This is a genomic window from Micromonospora sp. NPDC047644 (assembly GCF_040704315.1).
Lineage (GTDB): Bacteria > Actinomycetota > Actinomycetes > Mycobacteriales > Micromonosporaceae > Micromonospora.
In genome coordinates this window covers 167159-183209 of record NZ_JBEYSY010000010.1, presented here as the reverse complement: position 1 = coordinate 183209, position 16051 = coordinate 167159, and the positions used below count along the sequence as shown (strand labels likewise).

Here is a 16051-nt window from a genome sequence, read left to right as displayed (position 1 = left end):
CGACGCCGCTCCTCCCCTCACCAGCCCGCCGCCGAGGTCGCTGGGGGGACCCGGCAGCGGGCGCGTGTCGACGACCCGGTTCTGCCCAGGGGCAGAACCTCCCCCGTTCGTCGATACGGCCGGAAGTTACCGGGCCTGCCGATAAGAAATCGATAAGCGCCGTTCAGGCTGGTCAGCGCTGTCGACCAGAGCCGCCCCGGTCAACTCGGCGAGGCGACGTTCGGCTTCGAAACGCTCCGGCACGCCCATCCGACGGAAAATCGCCAGCGCCCGCTCCCAGTGCCGCCGTGCCTCGGCCGGATCGGTGCGGGCGAAGTGTTCGGCGAGCCCGGCCAACGCTCGACCCTGCTCGTGCGGATGCGCGATCCGAGTGGCCAGCCGCAACGCCTCCTGGTGCACCTCGAACGCCTCGCCGCCCCGCGCCTGCGCCAGCAGGGTGCGGCCGAGTTCGTTGAGCGCGGCCGCCTCGACGTGTCGCTCCCCCGAACCGACCGACAGCTTCCGAGCCAACTCATGCTCCTGCTGGGCCTCCACCAGTCGACCCAGACCTCGATAGGCGATCCCGAGGTCGTTGCGCACCTCAGCCTCCGCGTACCGGTGGCCGGTCCGATCACGGAGAGCCAGCGAGGCCAGCAGAATCCGGATCGTCTGCGGCAGATCGCCCATCCGGACCCGCACGGCGCCGATATGGCTGAGGGCGTTGAGTGTGTGGAAGACGTCGGAGTTTGACCGGGCCCACGCCAGGTGCAGGCGATGCAGGCGCAACGCCTCCTCGTAACGCCCCAGTGAGGTGAGTGCCATGCCGAGGTTCGGCAGCGCCATCGGCACCTTGGCCTTGCCGTAGCCCTTGTAGTCACGCAGGCTCTCAAAACCGACTCTGACCGCCCCAGTCAGGTCGCCGCTCCAGTAGTAGACAGCGGCGAGATTGGCGCGGTACCGCGCGGTCCTGAGCACGTCGCGGGAGTCTTTGGAGAGGGCGACGGCGCGGGTCAGATGATGCAGTGCTTCCCGATTGTCGCCAGTCCGGATATATCCGGAAGCGAGGTAGTTGCTCATCAATGCCGTCGCACCGACGTCCCCGGACGCGTCCGCTGCGGTCAGCGCGTGCCGGTGGGTCGTGATGATGTCCTCGAAGTATCCGCGGATGTAGCAGAATCGCCAGAGGGCACGGGCCAGTCGCCACGAGTGCTCGGGGAAGCCCTCGTCAAGGGCTGCCCTCACCATCGTCACCAGGTCCGTCCGCTCCGTTTCCAACCAGTCAGCGGTGGGCTCCCCGACAGCGTCGACCAACTCAGGTCGCCCGATCGGGAGATGTGTGACGCGCGGTTCCAGGTCGTTGAGCTCCAGCGTCTTGGCGACCCTCAACGCCACCGCCAGAGTGAAGTCGAACAGGCGAGCCAGCCCGGCCTTTCGGTCGCTCGCGGAGTCGGTACGCGAACACAGCTCGATGGAGTACTCCCGCAGGAGGTCGTGCAGTCGATACCGCGTCGAGTCCAGGTCCTCCACCAGGTTCCTGTCGACGAGTTCGTCCAACGCCGCGCGAGCCTCGGTGATCGTCAGCCCGGTCAGCGCGGCGACTGCCGGGGCACTGAAGCGACTACCGGGATACAGGCCCAGAAATCGGAAGACGCGCCTGGTCGAACTCGCAAGCGGCTCATAGGAAGCGGCGAAGGCTCCGGTGACAGTGCGCTCCTCCTGGGCCAGGTGGTGCAGCGCCGGAGCATCGCCGGCCATCTGCTCGGCAAGGTCCGTCAACCGCCAGCCGCGCCGGTGCGCCAGCCGTGCGCCGGCCAGCCGGATCGCCAGTGGGAGATACCCGCACCGACGCACCACCTCGGCGGCTGCCTCCGGCTCGGCCTCGACCCGGTCCCGGCCGATGCTCAGGCTGAGGAGATCCACGCTCTCCTGCGGGTTCAGCAGCGGCAGCGTCTGCGAGGGCCCGACATCCAGGTGGGACAGACGCCGCCGCGAGGTGACCAGCACGACGGTGGTCGGCTCGGCCGGAAGCAGGGGCATGATCTGCTCGCTGCTCGCCGCGTTGTCGAGCACCACCACTGACCGACGGAGGGCCAGTTCCTGTCGCCACAACTCCACCCTGTCGTCGAAATCCACGGGTACCCGACCAGCCGCAACGCCCAACTGGCGAAGCAGGGTGACCAGGGCACTCGCCGGCTCAACCCGGTGCTTCTCACCGTGCCCGCACAGGTCGATGAAGAGCGCGCCGTCCGGGTAGCGATCGGACAGCCGACGGGCCAGGTGCACGGCGAGAGTCGTCTTCCCGCTGCCCGCCATCCCGTCGATGATGTGTACGGCCGGTACCCGCTCCTCGACCCTCCGGGTCTCCGCCAGCAGCCGCGACACCACGGCCTCCCGGCCAACGAAGTCGGTGACAGCTCGGGGGAGGTGGTCCACCGGGTCGGGCCGATGCGCTGTCTCAGCGATCAAGGCACCGACTGCGGGAGTCGGGTTCGGGAAACGGCGGGCACTCAGGCCGCCCGGACGGGACGCGGCGCGGTCCGCCGGTCGCCGGGGCGGCGCAGCCGAAACGATCGTGCGATGAAGAGCCTGAAGGTCGGAACCTGGGAGGACGCCGAGCTCGGCCATCAGCTTCGCCCGAACCTCGTCGTACGTGAGGAGCGCGCCTGCGTGGTCGCCACGCTCGTGCAGTGCCCGCCCGAGGAGGACGTACGCCGGTTCCCGGAGGGGATGACGGGCGACGGCATCCCGTAACAGGGGGATCGCCAGATCCCCGCGCCCCGCTCTGAGCTGCGCGTCGGCAAGGAGTTCCACGGCAAGCAGGCGCTCCTCCTCGGCGGCCACCACGCGCGCGCCGAGCACCGGCCCGAGCGATATGCCGGCGAGCATCGCACCCCGCCACCGAGCCACGGCGGACCCCAACCGTTCCAGGGCGCTGTCGACATGACCGGCTATCAGGGCTTCGCGGCCCGCGGCGCACTCCATCTCGAAGCCGAACACGTCGATGGCTTCCGGCCCTACGGTGAGGCGGTAGCCGCTCTGCTGCCTGACGATGACACCTCGACCAGACTCGTAAGCCTCGAAGGTACGGCGCAGATTGGCGGCGTAGGTCCGGACGTTCGCCACGGCAGAGCGCGGCGGGCGGTCTGGCCACAGCTCGTCGATCAGGTCGTCGAGGGTTACCAGTTGCCCCGGTTGGACCGCGAGCATCGCGAAGACAGCCTGCTGTTTAGGCGTGCCCAGGTGCAGCTTGCGAGCCAGCAGGTGCACCGAGAGGCCACCCAGAAGTTGAATCTCCACCCGTCCCCCTGCTTCAGCGGGGTATTCAGCCGATCACGCATCGAAGCTTACGGGCACCCGGGTGTGGACCTGACGCCAATCAAGCCGTCGATGCATAGGCTCCTGCGCCCTCTGCGACGCCGCCGATGAGTGCAATGGGAACATTGCAAGAACCATCGGCGCCTTGGGCGTTCTCGACTGCTGCCGCAACAGGGAAAGAAGGAGCGAAAGCCCTCAACTACTTGTTCAGCACGAGCCGTCGGCTCCAGAGACTGGAACTGACCAGGGCAGTGCCACCATCATCAGGGCTTCACTGCGAAGGGGTACCAGGCTGAAGCTGGCGAGCGGTCGACCGAATCGGCGGATGAGTTGCGGCATCCCGACGGCCACACTGAGGGCGCGGTCTAATCAGTCGCTGCGGCTCGCGACAATCCGCAACGGACCGGATGCAACAGGCAAGCATCCCAGCGCTCTCCGCACCGGAACGCAAACAGAATGTCACTTATCCGTACAGGATTAACTAATGTTGAGGATAACGACATTTATCGTCCCTAACTAGGGCTAACCCCATTTAAGCTCCATTCGTAGAGGGTCGGCGCCAACAGAGCCCGACAGCCATACGAAGGGAGGGTGGGTGAAATGCGCGGAAACGAGTGGGGCTGACATCGATGCGGGACTTCCGCAGCGTCCGGCGATATGGTTGCGAGTACGACAGGCGAGGTAATCCAGGAGTTGCGTGGCCTCTTCACAACGACGCGATGACGGGACCGATCGACGGCTACGGCTGATCGTCGGTCTCCTCGTCGTTGCGGCCACGATCGTTGGTCTCGCCTCCCTGAGATTGACCTTCCCCGCGGCTGAGGCTCCGACACCCGACATTGCGACCCTGATCACGCTGACCGCCATGATCGCCTTGGGTGCGTTCGTCAAGACCCGGGTACGTGTCCGGTCCACGGTGCACCTGATCAGTTGGAGCGAGGCGGCGATCGTCATCGCGGCTGCCATAGCCCCCGTTCCCTGGGTGGTCCTCTGCACCTGCATCGGCATCACCATCGCCTCGGCCCGTCTTCCACCCATCAAGCTGGCCTTCGGCGTCGGCAAGAACATCCTCGTCGCGGCCGGGGCCGGCACCGCCTTCGCGCTGCTCGGTTGGACCTGGCCCGTCATGCAGGCCCCACAGCTGGTCGGGATCCTGGCGGTCGCCTACCTCGCCGCTGCCCTCCTCGACGAACTACTGGCGATCCCGGTGATCGCGCTCGCTTCCGGCACCAGAATCTCGACCCAGTTCCGCAGCAACCTGGATCTTCGCCTGGCCGGCTACGCGGTCCGGTTCGTGGTGGCGGCCCTGACCCTGCTCACCCTCCAGATGGACCCACGGCTCCTGCTCGCCGTCCCGCCCCTGGTCCTGAGCCTGCACCTGGCCTACTCCGCGCGCATCCGAGGCCGCACCGAGCAACAGGCGTGGCAGCGGCTGGCCCGCACCACCGACGCGCTCAACGTGGTCGACCTGGACAACGTCCTCACCACCGCCGTCACCCAGGCCGCCGAGCTGTTCTCCGCCGACGAGGTCGAGATCGAGCTGCGCGACGGCGGCCGCACCGTACGCGGCGACACCGGCGGCATCACCTTCGACGGCCCGACCGGCACGCCCACCGGCGTGGACGGCACCATCGTCCCCGCACCGTTGGAAGGCCATGACCGGACGGTCGACGTCGGTACGCTTCGGCTGCGCTTCCGCGGCCCGGTGCAACTCTCCGAGCGGGAGCAGTACACCCTGCGGACGTTCGCCTCCGCGCTCTGCACCGCTGTCCGCAACGCCCAGGCATACGCCGAACTGGCCCGGGTCGCCGACGAGCACGCGTACGCGGCCTCGCACGACGCGCTGACCGGCCTGGCCAACCGCCGGCACCTCCTCGACGAGGGCACCGAACAGTTGAGCACCCGCCATGCCGACGGGGTGACCGCGCTGGTGCTGATCGACCTCAACCATTTCAAGGAGGTCAACGACACGCTCGGGCACGCCGCCGGCGATCAGGTGCTGGTGCAGGTGGCCGACCGGTTGCGGGGTGCGGCCCAGCCGAGCGACCTGGTGGCCCGCCTCGGTGGCGACGAGTTCGCCGTACTCATGCGCGGTCTGCCGGCCCCGGCGGTCGCCGCGCACCGGGCCGAGACGCTGCTGGCCGCCCTGCACGAGCCGTTCGAGGTGGACGGCATGCGCATCAGCGTCGAAGCCAGCGGCGGCATCTCCGCCGCCCCGTCCAACGGCGGCATGGCCGAGTTGCTGCGCCGCGCCGACGTGGCCATGTACCAGGCGAAGCGAGCCGGGCAGCGGATCTCCACGTACGCCCCGACCCGCGACACCGCCGACCTCGGGCGGCTCACCCTCGGCGGTGACCTACCGCGCGCGGTCGCCGACCACGAGTTCGTCGTCAACTTCCAACCGATCGTCGACCTGGGCACCGGTGAGGTGACCAGCGCCGAGGCCCTGGCCCGCTGGCACCACCCCACCCACGGCCTGATCGATCCACTGCGGTTCCTGGAGGCGGTGGAGCGGTCCGGCCTGCTACCGGCCTTCGCCGAAGCGATCCTCGACCAGGCGCTGATCGCTGCGGTGAGTTGGCGCGACGCCGGCTTCGACGTACCGGTCGCGGTCAACGTGTCCCCGCGCAGCCTGCTCGACGCGCGGTTCCCCGGCTCGGTGCTGGCTCGCCTCCGCGCCCACGACCTGCCACCGGACCGGCTGGTCCTGGAGTTGACCGAGACACTGACCCTCAGCCAACTCGACGTGGTCGACCGGGTGCTCAGCCGACTGCGCGACGAGGGAGTCCGGTTGGCGTTGGACGACTTCGGCACCGGCTACTCCTCACTCTCGCTGCTTTCCCGCATCCCGGTCCACGAGTTGAAGATCGACCGGAGCTTCGTGACGACCATGGAGAGTTCGGCGGAGGCCGCCGCTGTCATCCGCTCCACCCTCGACCTGGGTCGCAGCCTCAACCTGGACGTGGTGGCCGAGGGAGTGGAGAGCGAGCCGCAGCGGCGGGCCCTCTGGGAGTTGGGCTGCGTAGCCGGCCAGGGGCATCTGTTCGCCCGGCCCATGCCGTCCGGCACCCTGCTCGCGGCGATGCAACGCGGCTCGGGCGGCCGACCGGGCAGCCTCGCCGCGCCGCTGCACGACACCGGGGCGGTGATCCGGTTGAACCAGAACCGCCGCCAGGCCGGCCGCTCCAAGCCCGACCGCCAGCCACACCTGCCCGCCTGAGCAGGCATCGGCCCGCTGCGCGGGCAGCCCGGTCTGCCAGACTGTCGCGCGTGATCGTCGACGACCCGACCGCCCACCGCAGTCGCTGGCACTGGCGCACGCTCGACAACGCCGCCGGCGGGCTCGCCCTCGACCTGGGCCTCTACGCCGTGTCGGCGGCCTTCGCGGCGATCACAGCCGTCACGTCCACCCTGCTGCCGCACCGCGCCTGGGGCGCGGTCGCCGCCGTCGGCTACCTGCTCGCGACGCTGACGGTGTTCGCCCAAATTCTGCTGCGTCGACGCTCTCCAACCTCTCGGCTCACCGGTCTGCCAGCCCGCTGGGCGGTCACCGGTCTCGCCTGGGCCACCACCACACTGCTGCCCCTGGCCTGGCAGAGCATCGACCGGGCCGGTGGACGTACCGACCGGGCCCAGGAGGAGGTGCTGGTCGTCGAGCACGCCGGCAGCCGCCTCCTGGAACACGGCACGCCATACCTCGGACCGGACGCCATCGCCGCCCTGCCACCGAGCGAGCAACTGATGGGCTACACCCCGTACCAGCCCGGCATGGCGATGTTCGGCCTGCCCAGGGCGCTGCTCGACACCTGGTGGACCGACTCCCGGGTCTGGTTCGCGGTGGGCACCGCGCTGGCGCTCGCCCTGGCCGTGGCCGCCCTGCGCCGAACACCGGCCACCGCCGGCCGGACCGCCACCGGCCAGGCCGCCAACGCCGCGACCCGCCGACGGGACGCCGCCCTGCTGCGCGGTGTGCAGGCCGCCACCGTACTGCCGATCTGTGCCCTCACCCTCGCCACCGGCGGTGACGACCTCCCCGTCCTCGCGCTCTGCCTGCTGGCCCTCGCATTCGCCGCCGCCGACCGGCCGGGCCGGGCCGGCGTCGCGGTCGGACTCGCCGGCGCCCTGAAGCTGTTCGCCTGGCCGGTCGCCCTGGTTTTGATCGTCTGGGGTCTGACCCGACGCGCCGGCACCCGGGTCGCCGTCGGCGCGATCGGACTTCCCGTCGCCGCACTACTGCCGGCGCTACTGGTGGACCGCGACGCACTCACCGAGAACGTGCTGCGCTTCCCCCTCGGCCACGGGCTGGTCACCAGCCCCGCGCAGTCCCCGTTCCCCGGCTACCTGATCGCCAACGCGCTACCCGCCGGCCGGCTGGTCGCCGCCGGCCTGCTGGTCGCCGCCGGACTGGCCATCGCCGTCCGGCTCGCCCGCCGCCCGCCCCGCACCGCCGTCGCCACGGCGCTGATCTGCGGGTACGGGCTGCTCGCCGCCATCGCCCTGATGCCGACCACCCGCTTCGGCTACCTGCTGTACCCGCTGGCCCTGCTGACCTGGGCCCCCGCCCTGCACCGCCCGGTCGACACACCGACCGCCACCGTTGCCGACGAACCCTCCGGTCGGAGCACATCGACCTGACTTCCCGGCGCAACGGCGCGTCAGGGCGTAGACCTGTAGGCATGACCACGTACCGCGACCGGGCCGACGCCGGCCGGGTGCTCTCCGAGCGGCTCACCGCGCTCATCGGCGAACCGGACGTCGTCGTCCTCGGCCTCGTCCGGGGCGGCCTGCCGGTCGCCAGGGTCGTCGCCGAACGGCTCGGCGCACCACTCGACGTGCTCGTCGTCCGCAAGCTCGGCATACCGTGGGCTCGGGAGGTCGCCTTCGGCGCACTCGGGCCGGGTGGTGTCCAGGTGCTCAACGACGTGGTGGCCAGCCGACTCAGCAACGACGACATCGCCGAGGTCCGACACCGGGAGCAGGCCGAACTGGAACGCCGGGAACGGCTCTACCGGGGCGACCGCCCACAGCTGGACCTCACCGGCCGGACCGCCGTGATCGTCGACGACGGCCTCGCCACCGGCGCGACCGCCCGCGTCGCCGTCGAAGTCGTCCGCCAACTCGGGGCACACCGCGTCGTGGTCGCGGTTCCGGTCGGCGCGCAGGAGGCGTACGAACTGCTCTCCGCCGAGGCCGACCAGGTCGTCTGCGCCCAACGCCCTGCGGACTTCGGCGCGGTCAGCGCCTTCTACGACGACTTCCACGAGGTGACCGACGAAGAAGTCACCGAGGCGCTCACAGCAACTGCATAGGTCCACCAGGTACCGTCGGGCGATGAGTAGCCTTACCTGTCCCAAGTGTCGCGGAGAAATGCGCCAGTACGAACGCAGTGGCGTCGTCATCGACCAGTGCGGGGAGTGCCGAGGCATCTTCCTGGACCGTGGCGAGCTGGAGAAGCTGTTCGAGGCGGAGGCCAACTGGAGCCGCCAACAGACCGGAGGCGCGCCGGGGCAGCCCGCGCACCAGCCCGCCGGCTACCCACCCCCGCCGCCCCCGCCGCACCAGCCCGGTTACGGCACCGTCCCGCCGCCCCCGCCGCCCGCCCACGGCTACCCGCCGCAGCCGGCCTACGGCCACCAGCAGCAGCACCACGGCTACCACGGCCACTACCGGCAGAAGAAGCGCAAGGGCTTCCTCGACGAGATGTTCGGCTGACCCCGGGCCGACCTTCCGCCCGGGTCGATCACGCGTCGGCCCGGGCACACCACCGCGCCATTGATCGTTGGCGCCCACCACGCTTCGTGCGAGGCTCAGTCGCATGACCGCGATCCGAGCGGACGAGGCGCTGGCCCAGGCGTACGACGGCATCACCGCGGTGGTCGGTCGCCTCGACGATTCCGGCCTGCAACGAGCCACCCGGTGCCGGGGCTGGCTCATCGCCGACCTGCTCCTGCACCTGCTCGGCGACGCCCAGCGGGCGCTCGTCACCCTGGCCAGCCCTGTCGACGGCCCCGCCGACGTCGACGACGTGAGCTACTGGCGTGACTTTCCCGGCGGCGACGACGGGGCTGCCCGGCATGCCTGGTGGGTCCGCCGCTCGGCTGCCGCCTTCGACAGTCCGACCGGGATCGTCGAACTCTGGCGGGACACCGCCCCGGCCGCGGTCCGCGCCGCCGCGTCAGCCGACCCCGACGGGTACGTGACCACCCAGGGACACGTGCTGCGCGTAGCGGACTTCCTCGCCACCCTGACCACCGAGGCCGCTATCCATCACCTGGACCTGACGCTGGAACTGCCCGACGCGCCACCGCCCGGCCCCTTGGCCGTACAGGTCGCGGTAGCGACATTGGACGGCCTGCTCAGCGACGACACCGTTCGACCCGCCGGGTGGGACGACAACGACTTTCTGCTGAAGGCCACCGGGCGCGTACCGCTGACCGACCGGGACCGGCTGGAGCTGGGTGAGTCGGCGGGCTGGTTCCCACTGCTCGGCTGACCGACAGGCTGCTGCGTGGGTCAGCCGATGGCCATGTCGACGAAGCGGGAGAGGTGCAGCTGAGCGGCGACGGTCACGGTGTCGGTAGGCCCATTCCGATGCTTGGCAACAATAAAATCCGCCTCCCCGGCCCGCGGCGACTCCTTGTCGTAGTAGTCGTCGCGGTGCAGAAGAATGACAACATCGGCATCTTGCTCAATTGATCCTGATTCGCGCAAATCAGACAGCTGGGGTCGCTTGTCGGTGCGCTGCTCCGGGCCACGGTTAAGCTGACTGACCGCGATCACCGGGCACTCGACCTCCTTGGCCAACAGCTTCAGACCACGGGACAGGTCCGCGACCTCCTGCTGGCGACTCTCGGTGCGCTTCGGTGAGGTCATCAGCTGGAGATAGTCGACCACGATCATCTTGAGGTCGTGCCGCTGCTTGAGCCGCCGAGCCTTGGCCCGGATCTCCATCAGGTTCATGCTCGGCGTGTCGTCGACGAAGAGCGGGGCCTCACTGATCTCGCCCATACAGCGGGCCAGCTTGGTCCAGTCGTCGTCCGAGAGCTGACCGCTGCGCAGCACGTGCAGCGGCACCCGCGCCTCGGCGGAGAGCAGTCGCATGACGATCTCGACCTTGCTCATTTCCAGCGAGAAGATCGCTGCCGCCTGGTTGGCACGAATAGCGGCATTTCGGGCAAAGTCCATGCTGGCCGTGCTGTTGTGGGTAGGGATCATCGCCCGGCTGGCCAGGTACAGGTGTTCGTCGTTATCGACGGTCACGCACCGCACCGGAACACTGGGGACCGGCCGGACGTCGACGATGAACCGCGAGGTCGTTCGAACGTCCGAGGTGGTGCGGCGACGTTCGACGTGTGCATCCTGCTTCCGCCTGAGCCGGAAGATGACATCCGGGGTGGAAAATTTCAGCGTGTACGCGATCGACGAATCGGGGGTACGACCGCGCACCGGCTTCGCATTCACAGTGCAGCGGTAACCCAGGCTGACGATGAGTTCGCGTACGTCGTCAGCCAGCCGCTTCGAAGTCGACGTGTACTGGAGGTTGCCGGAGGGGGCAACGGTCCCATCGGTGTCCATCAGCCCAGCCAGCAACGCCCTGCGCTGAGCCTCCGAGCCGCGCAGATAGACGCCAGGGATGTGCTTGTTCCCCGCTACGCCGATCTGACGCAGCAACCCAAGGAAGGAACCGTTCCGGTGACGGCAGTCGGCACACTTCCTCGTCGCTGCAGTCTCACGCAACGCCCTGGTGGAAACGCCACAGTCCACGCAGACACCGTTCCCCGGAGCAGCGGACGTGGGCTGCAGCAGAACGGTGTAGACCATCGGGCCGCTGGGCCGCACGACGAAGCCGTCCGCCTCGATGTGCGTAACCATCTCCGGATCTGCCGTGGTGAAGCGGCTGGCGCCGCTGTGCCCATCACCGAGCCACGCCCCCATGGTGTAGGGCGGAATCAGCAGCTCACGGTCCGGGAGTTGGATGGGAGCGCAATTCCGAACGGCGTGGTTGAGCCGGCGCTCGACGGTGTCAGTACGCAGCGTGGCCGCGATCTCGGCAGTGGTGACGACGCCGTCGTGGTCGGCCCGGCTGCCGGTATTGACCTCCCGCTCGGCTCGTTGGAGCAGCGCGCCCAGAAGCGGACCGGCCGGGTAGCCCGGTGCGGTCCAGTTCCGTGGCTTACCGCTGCGGACGATGGGACGGCTGATCCGGCCAACCGATCCGACCTCACGGGCGACAGTGTCCAGGACATGCCGGAATTCCGGCCCGACCTGCTCAATCGTGTCGAAGAGCGTGATCGGCTGGTTCCCCAGGGAGCTCAGCCGCTCCTGTGCCGCACGCACGTTGGCCAGCGACGATTCCGGCCAGTGCCGCCTCTGCCGCGCCGGTTCCTGCCGCCGGATCGCCCGCGTGGTCGTCTTCCACAGGTGCTCCGCGTCCGCCACGATGACGGTGCCGTCGGAGAACTCGACCTCGTAGCAGGAACGGTCGTGCATCACGTCGAAGGCGTGTGTGACAGTGGTCGGTGAGCCGTCCGCAGCCAGTAGCTGGTCGCCCGCCTTGACCTCGCCCATCGTGGTCCAGCCGTACGGGGTTGGCAGTGGGGTGTCGAGCGCGAGCGCCTTGCCCAAACCGGGCCTGCCTGCAACGATGATCAACTGCCCGGCGTGCAGGCCGTTGAGCAGTCGGTCCAGGTCGCTGAAGCCGGTCGGCACGCCGGTCATCATGCCGCCCTGCGCGCCCACCGCCTCGATCTCGTCCAGCGTCGGCTGCAACATGTCGGCCAGGATCGCGAAGTCCTCGCTGACCCGCCGTTCGGTGACGTCGTACACGGCCTGCTGGGCGAGGTCGACGACGTCGTCCACGTCGCGGCTGCCGCCACTGGCGGTGCCGTAGCCGAGCTGCACGATCTTCGTGCCGGCTTCGACCAGTCGGCGTAGCACCGCCCGCTCACTGACGATGCGCGCGTAGTACGCGGCGTTGGCGGCGGTGGGCACGCTGGCGATGAGTGTGTGCAGGTACGGCGCGCCACCGATGCGTACCAGATCCCCGGAGTCGGCGAGCGCCGCCGCGACCGTGATCGAGTCGGCCGGCTCACCCCGGCCGTAGATGTCGAGGATGATGTCGAAGATGGTGGCGTGCACCGGCCGGTAGAAGTCGTTGGTCTTGAGGATCTCGACGACGTCGGCGATGGCGTCCTTGGAGAGCAGCATGCCGCCGAGGACGCACTGCTCGGCCGCGACGTCCTGGGGCGGGGTCTTGTCGAACTGGCCGTCCCGCTGTGCGGGTGGCTGGCCTCCGCCGGAGCGTGGCTCTGCCCGCATGTCGTCGGTGACCGACACGGGTCCCCCCTCCACTGCGCCGGATCCGACCCCAGCTCTACTGCTGGGGTACGACACTTCTCCTCCGACCGGGCCGGTCGATCGGGGGCCATCGCCGGCGGTCGAGGGCCAACCATACGGACCCCGAGGTCAGAGACTCAACAACGCCGGTGGACGAGCCTCGGGACAACCTGTGGATCCCGGTGGACAGCATGTGCGCAGCGTGTGCACAGCCTGTGGATAACCATTGGGGAATTCTCGGCCATAAGCCGTTGACCTGCGAGTACGCGCTCCCCAGCCTGTGGAGGAGAATATTTCGGTCGGGCCTGTGACACGATCGTCCCGTACTATCTCCAGCGAACGGCTACACCTGGACAGCGGATTCCGCTTTCGGTTCAGAAGGGTCACACTCCGGCCGTGAATTACCGGGACTGGGGACGCGGCGATGGCAGCCCGCGCGAGCGCCAGCCAACCGCCTCGTGGAGTGAGCGCGCGGCGTCTGTTCCGGTTGATCCGTACGACGAGGACGGCCGCTACCGCACCTCCAGCCGGCGGCGTGCGTTGGAACGCGGCCAGGACGAGCCTGTCGACGCCTACCTGCCCCGGTGGGCGCTGGAGTCGGGGGTTCGGCACGCGGACGGCGGTGGTCGGCACGCGGCGCCGGACGACGACGAGGACGAGCCCGAGCGGCCGATCTCCGGGGCGGGCCGACGGTCCGCCGAGTCGTCCGGTGGCCGGCGGCGGAGCAGCGAGCCGCGTCGACGGGAGCAGGCCGCGATCGGCCCGGCGCCAGACTCCGACCACACCCGCGAGTGGACGCTCGACCGTCCGCAGGACCAAGGGTATTCCGGCCGCCGACGGGCCGACGCCGGGGAGGACGAACCGGTCTCCGGTGCCGTCTCGGAACGGCGTCCCCGCCGCGCGCCGGTTGGCCGTCCGCAGGTCGTCTGGTCGGGCGGGGAGCCGGAATCCCCCCCGAGCCAGCAGGTCCCGGCCCAGGAGCCGAGCCGCCCCACCCGGCGTAGCCGTCGTGCCGCCGAAGAGTCCTGGACCCGTCCGGCGGCCGACCCGTGGGTCCGCGGTTCGGAGCAGGTGGCGGAGCCGGATCCGTCGTACCCGCCCGCGGTGGACCCGTGGGATGCCTCTGGCGTGCACGCGTGGCCGCCGGCGGCCGGCGCGGACAGCGGGGACCTGAGCGGGCAGTGGTCGGCGGTGGAGAGCGTCGGTGGCTGGGAACGGTCGGACCGCACCGGCCAGTGGGAGCGGTCCGCGATCGAGGACGACCAGTGGGACCGTACGCTGGCGCCGCGTTCTGATCGCCCGGCGGCTGCCGAGGGGTGGCCGAGCCGGGAGGACGGGTTCTGGTCCGGCACCCGGTTGGCTGATGACGATCCGCGTTGGATGGATCCGACGACGTCGGCGCCCCGGTCTCCGGTGGTGGGATACACCGCCCCACGGCCGCGCAGTGCGCCTGCGCCGCGTACGGGCGCGCCGCTTCCGGGTACGCCCCGGCGTAGGGCGGACCGTCCGGCGGTGGGCACGGCGTCGGTACGTCGGCGGGTCGAGTCGGCGGCCACGGGTGCCTGGGCGCGGCGACTGGAGGACGACCTGCTCGACCCGGATCCGGGTGGGTCGGTCCGGCCTCTGCTGTATACGGCGGCCTGTTACCTGGTGCCGGCGATGCTGATCTTCGTTTGGCTGTTGACGTTGGACAGCCAGGCGCCGGCTGGTTGTGTGACCGACATCAGCGGGGGCGGGTGTGAGTCCGCTCGCTCTCGCGCGCTGGAGTCACTCCTGGCCGGTTCACCGCGCTTCGGTCTGGCCCTGGTGAGCAGCCTGGTGGTGGCGGCGCTGCTGCGGCGGGTGGGTACGACATGGCGCTCGGCGACCATCGCGGTGGCCGCCGCGGTGGTGGGCGGCGGCCTCTCCACGGTGTTGATCAGTGCGGTGACGGGCCAGCCGATCGGGTGACCGCCGGCGGGTCGGGCCCACGCCCAGCCGTGGCCCGGGTTGCCGGGTGGACGACGTACGCACGAGAGCCCGCGCCGATTGCTCGGTGCGGGCTCTCGTGGTGGTGTTGCGGGACGTCAGCCCTGAACGACGTTCAGGTTGAACGACGCGGTCACCTCGGGGTGCAGCTTGATCTTCACCGGGTAGGTGCCGGTCGACTTGATGTGACCGGGCACCTCCAGCCGACGCCGGTCGAGGACCGGGCCGCTGGCCGTCTTGACGGCGTCGACGATCTCGGCCGGGGTGACCGAGCCGAAGAGCCGTCCGCCGTCGCCGGCGCGGACCTTCAGGTTGACCTTGAGACCCTCGAGCTGAGCCTTGACCTCGTTGGCGTGGTCGAGGTCGCGGATCTCGCGGGCCCCGCGGGCCCGCTTGATAACCGTGACCTGCTTTTCCGCGCCCTTGGTCCAGGCGATCGCGAAGCCCTGCGGCAGCAGGTAGTTACGGCCGTAGCCGTTCTTGACCTCGACGATGTCGCCCGGGGCACCGAGGCCGGACACTTCCTGAGTCAGGATGATCTTCATATCGGTGCCTCCTCTCAGCGGGTGGTGGCCGTGTACGGCAGGAGCGCCATCTCACGGGCGTTCTTGACCGCACGGGCGATCTGCCTCTGCTGCTGCGAGGTCACGCCGGTCACCCGACGAGCGCGGATCTTGCCGCGATCGGAGATGAACTTGCGCAGCAGAGCGGTGTCCTTGTAATCGATGTAGGCGATCCCGTCCTTGTCGAGCGGGTTCACCTTCTTCTTCGGCTTGCGCAGTGCCGCAGCCTTGGCCGTTGCACGTGCTCCTGGTTTGCGATCGCGAGCGCTAGGCGCCATTAGAACGGTGGCTCCTCGTCAAAATTGGCGCCCGAACCGGCACGCGCGGGAGAGGGAGCGGCCGAAGCCCAGGGGTCGTCGAAGTTGCCTCCGCCGCCGCCCTGGTTGCCACCACCGCCGCCACCGAAGCCGCCGCCACCGCCGCCGGAGCGGGACATCTTCTGCACCTTTGCCGTGGCGTAGCGCAGCGACGGGCCGATCTCGTCGACCTCAAGCTCGATGACTGTGCGCTTCTCACCCTCGCGGGTCTCGTACGACCGCTGACGCAGCCGGCCCGACACGATCACCCGGGCGCCACGCTGCAGCGACTCGGCGACGTGCTCGGCGGCCTGCCGCCACACGGTGCATGCGAGGAACAGCGGCTCGCCGTCCTTCCACTCGTTCGACGCCTTGTCCATGAAACGGGGCGTCGAAGCGACTCGGAACTTGGCGACCGCAGCCCCGGAGGGGGTGAACCGCAACTCGGGGTCATCGGTCAGATTGCCGATGACCGTGATGGTGGTGTCTCCTGCCATGACCATCTCCTCGCGCACTCAGCGTCTCGTCGTACAGGCTCTCAGAGCCCTCCGACAGAGTCGCGGAGGCTGATCCGGACGAACCGGGGGTTGGAAG

General features: G+C 69.5%; 11 protein-coding genes. 6 read left to right on the top strand and 5 right to left on the bottom strand.

Annotated features, from left to right (window positions below; genetic code table 11):
* Positions 1 to 126: 126 nt before the first annotated feature.
* Complete coding sequence (locus tag AB0877_RS18335; protein WP_366610062.1) at positions 127 to 3276, bottom strand: BTAD domain-containing putative transcriptional regulator; 3150 nt, start codon at positions 3274 to 3276, stop codon at positions 127 to 129.
* A 715-nt stretch (positions 3277 to 3991) separates the two neighbouring features.
* Here AB0877_RS18335 and AB0877_RS18330 point away from each other — a divergent pair.
* The 5 genes from AB0877_RS18330 to AB0877_RS18310 all read left to right on the top strand — a co-directional run bounded on the left by AB0877_RS18330 (position 3992) and on the right by AB0877_RS18310 (position 9787).
* Positions 3992 to 6514, top strand: a complete 2523-nt coding sequence (locus AB0877_RS18330) for a bifunctional diguanylate cyclase/phosphodiesterase (protein WP_366610061.1) — start codon at positions 3992 to 3994, stop codon at positions 6512 to 6514.
* Positions 6515 to 6564: 50 nt separating this feature from the next.
* Positions 6565 to 7929 carry a glycosyltransferase family 87 protein gene (locus AB0877_RS18325; RefSeq protein ID WP_366610059.1) on the top strand — a complete coding sequence of 455 codons (1365 nt, stop codon included), beginning with the start codon at positions 6565 to 6567 and terminating at the stop codon, positions 7927 to 7929.
* A 41-nt stretch (positions 7930 to 7970) separates the two neighbouring features.
* Positions 7971 to 8603 (top strand): phosphoribosyltransferase, encoded by a 633-nt coding sequence (locus AB0877_RS18320; protein ID WP_366610058.1) that lies wholly within the window; start codon positions 7971 to 7973, stop codon positions 8601 to 8603.
* Between the two features lie 22 nt (positions 8604 to 8625).
* Positions 8626 to 9006 (top strand): zf-TFIIB domain-containing protein, encoded by a 381-nt coding sequence (locus tag AB0877_RS18315; protein WP_366610056.1) that lies wholly within the window; start codon positions 8626 to 8628, stop codon positions 9004 to 9006.
* A gap of 103 nt (positions 9007 to 9109) precedes the next feature.
* Positions 9110 to 9787 (top strand): maleylpyruvate isomerase N-terminal domain-containing protein, encoded by a 678-nt coding sequence (locus tag AB0877_RS18310; protein WP_366610055.1) that lies wholly within the window; start codon positions 9110 to 9112, stop codon positions 9785 to 9787.
* A 20-nt stretch (positions 9788 to 9807) separates the two neighbouring features.
* Here AB0877_RS18310 and dnaB read toward each other — a convergent pair whose 3' ends face one another.
* Positions 9808 to 12645: a replicative DNA helicase gene (dnaB, locus tag AB0877_RS18305; RefSeq protein WP_366610054.1), complete on the bottom strand. Its 2838-nt coding sequence runs from the start codon at positions 12643 to 12645 to the stop codon at positions 9808 to 9810.
* Positions 12646 to 13026: 381 nt separating this feature from the next.
* Between dnaB and AB0877_RS18300 the strand changes: the two genes are divergently transcribed.
* Positions 13027 to 14580, top strand: coding sequence for a hypothetical protein (locus AB0877_RS18300; RefSeq protein WP_366610053.1), 1554 nt, complete (start codon positions 13027 to 13029; stop codon positions 14578 to 14580).
* A gap of 116 nt (positions 14581 to 14696) precedes the next feature.
* Here AB0877_RS18300 and rplI read toward each other — a convergent pair whose 3' ends face one another.
* Genes rplI through AB0877_RS18285 form a run of 3 tightly spaced genes read right to left on the bottom strand, consistent with a single transcriptional unit; the run spans position 14697 to position 15972 of the window.
* Complete coding sequence (rplI, locus tag AB0877_RS18295) at positions 14697 to 15143, bottom strand: 50S ribosomal protein L9 (protein ID WP_145778354.1); 447 nt, start codon at positions 15141 to 15143, stop codon at positions 14697 to 14699.
* A gap of 14 nt (positions 15144 to 15157) precedes the next feature.
* Positions 15158 to 15439, bottom strand: a complete 282-nt coding sequence (rpsR, locus tag AB0877_RS18290) for a 30S ribosomal protein S18 (protein ID WP_051723758.1) — start codon at positions 15437 to 15439, stop codon at positions 15158 to 15160.
* Entirely contained in the window at positions 15439 to 15972 is a 534-nt protein-coding gene (locus AB0877_RS18285) for a single-stranded DNA-binding protein (RefSeq protein ID WP_030331808.1), read from the bottom strand. The genes rpsR and AB0877_RS18285 overlap by 1 nt, the downstream gene beginning before the upstream one ends.
* Between the last annotated feature and the right edge of the window lie 79 nt (positions 15973 to 16051).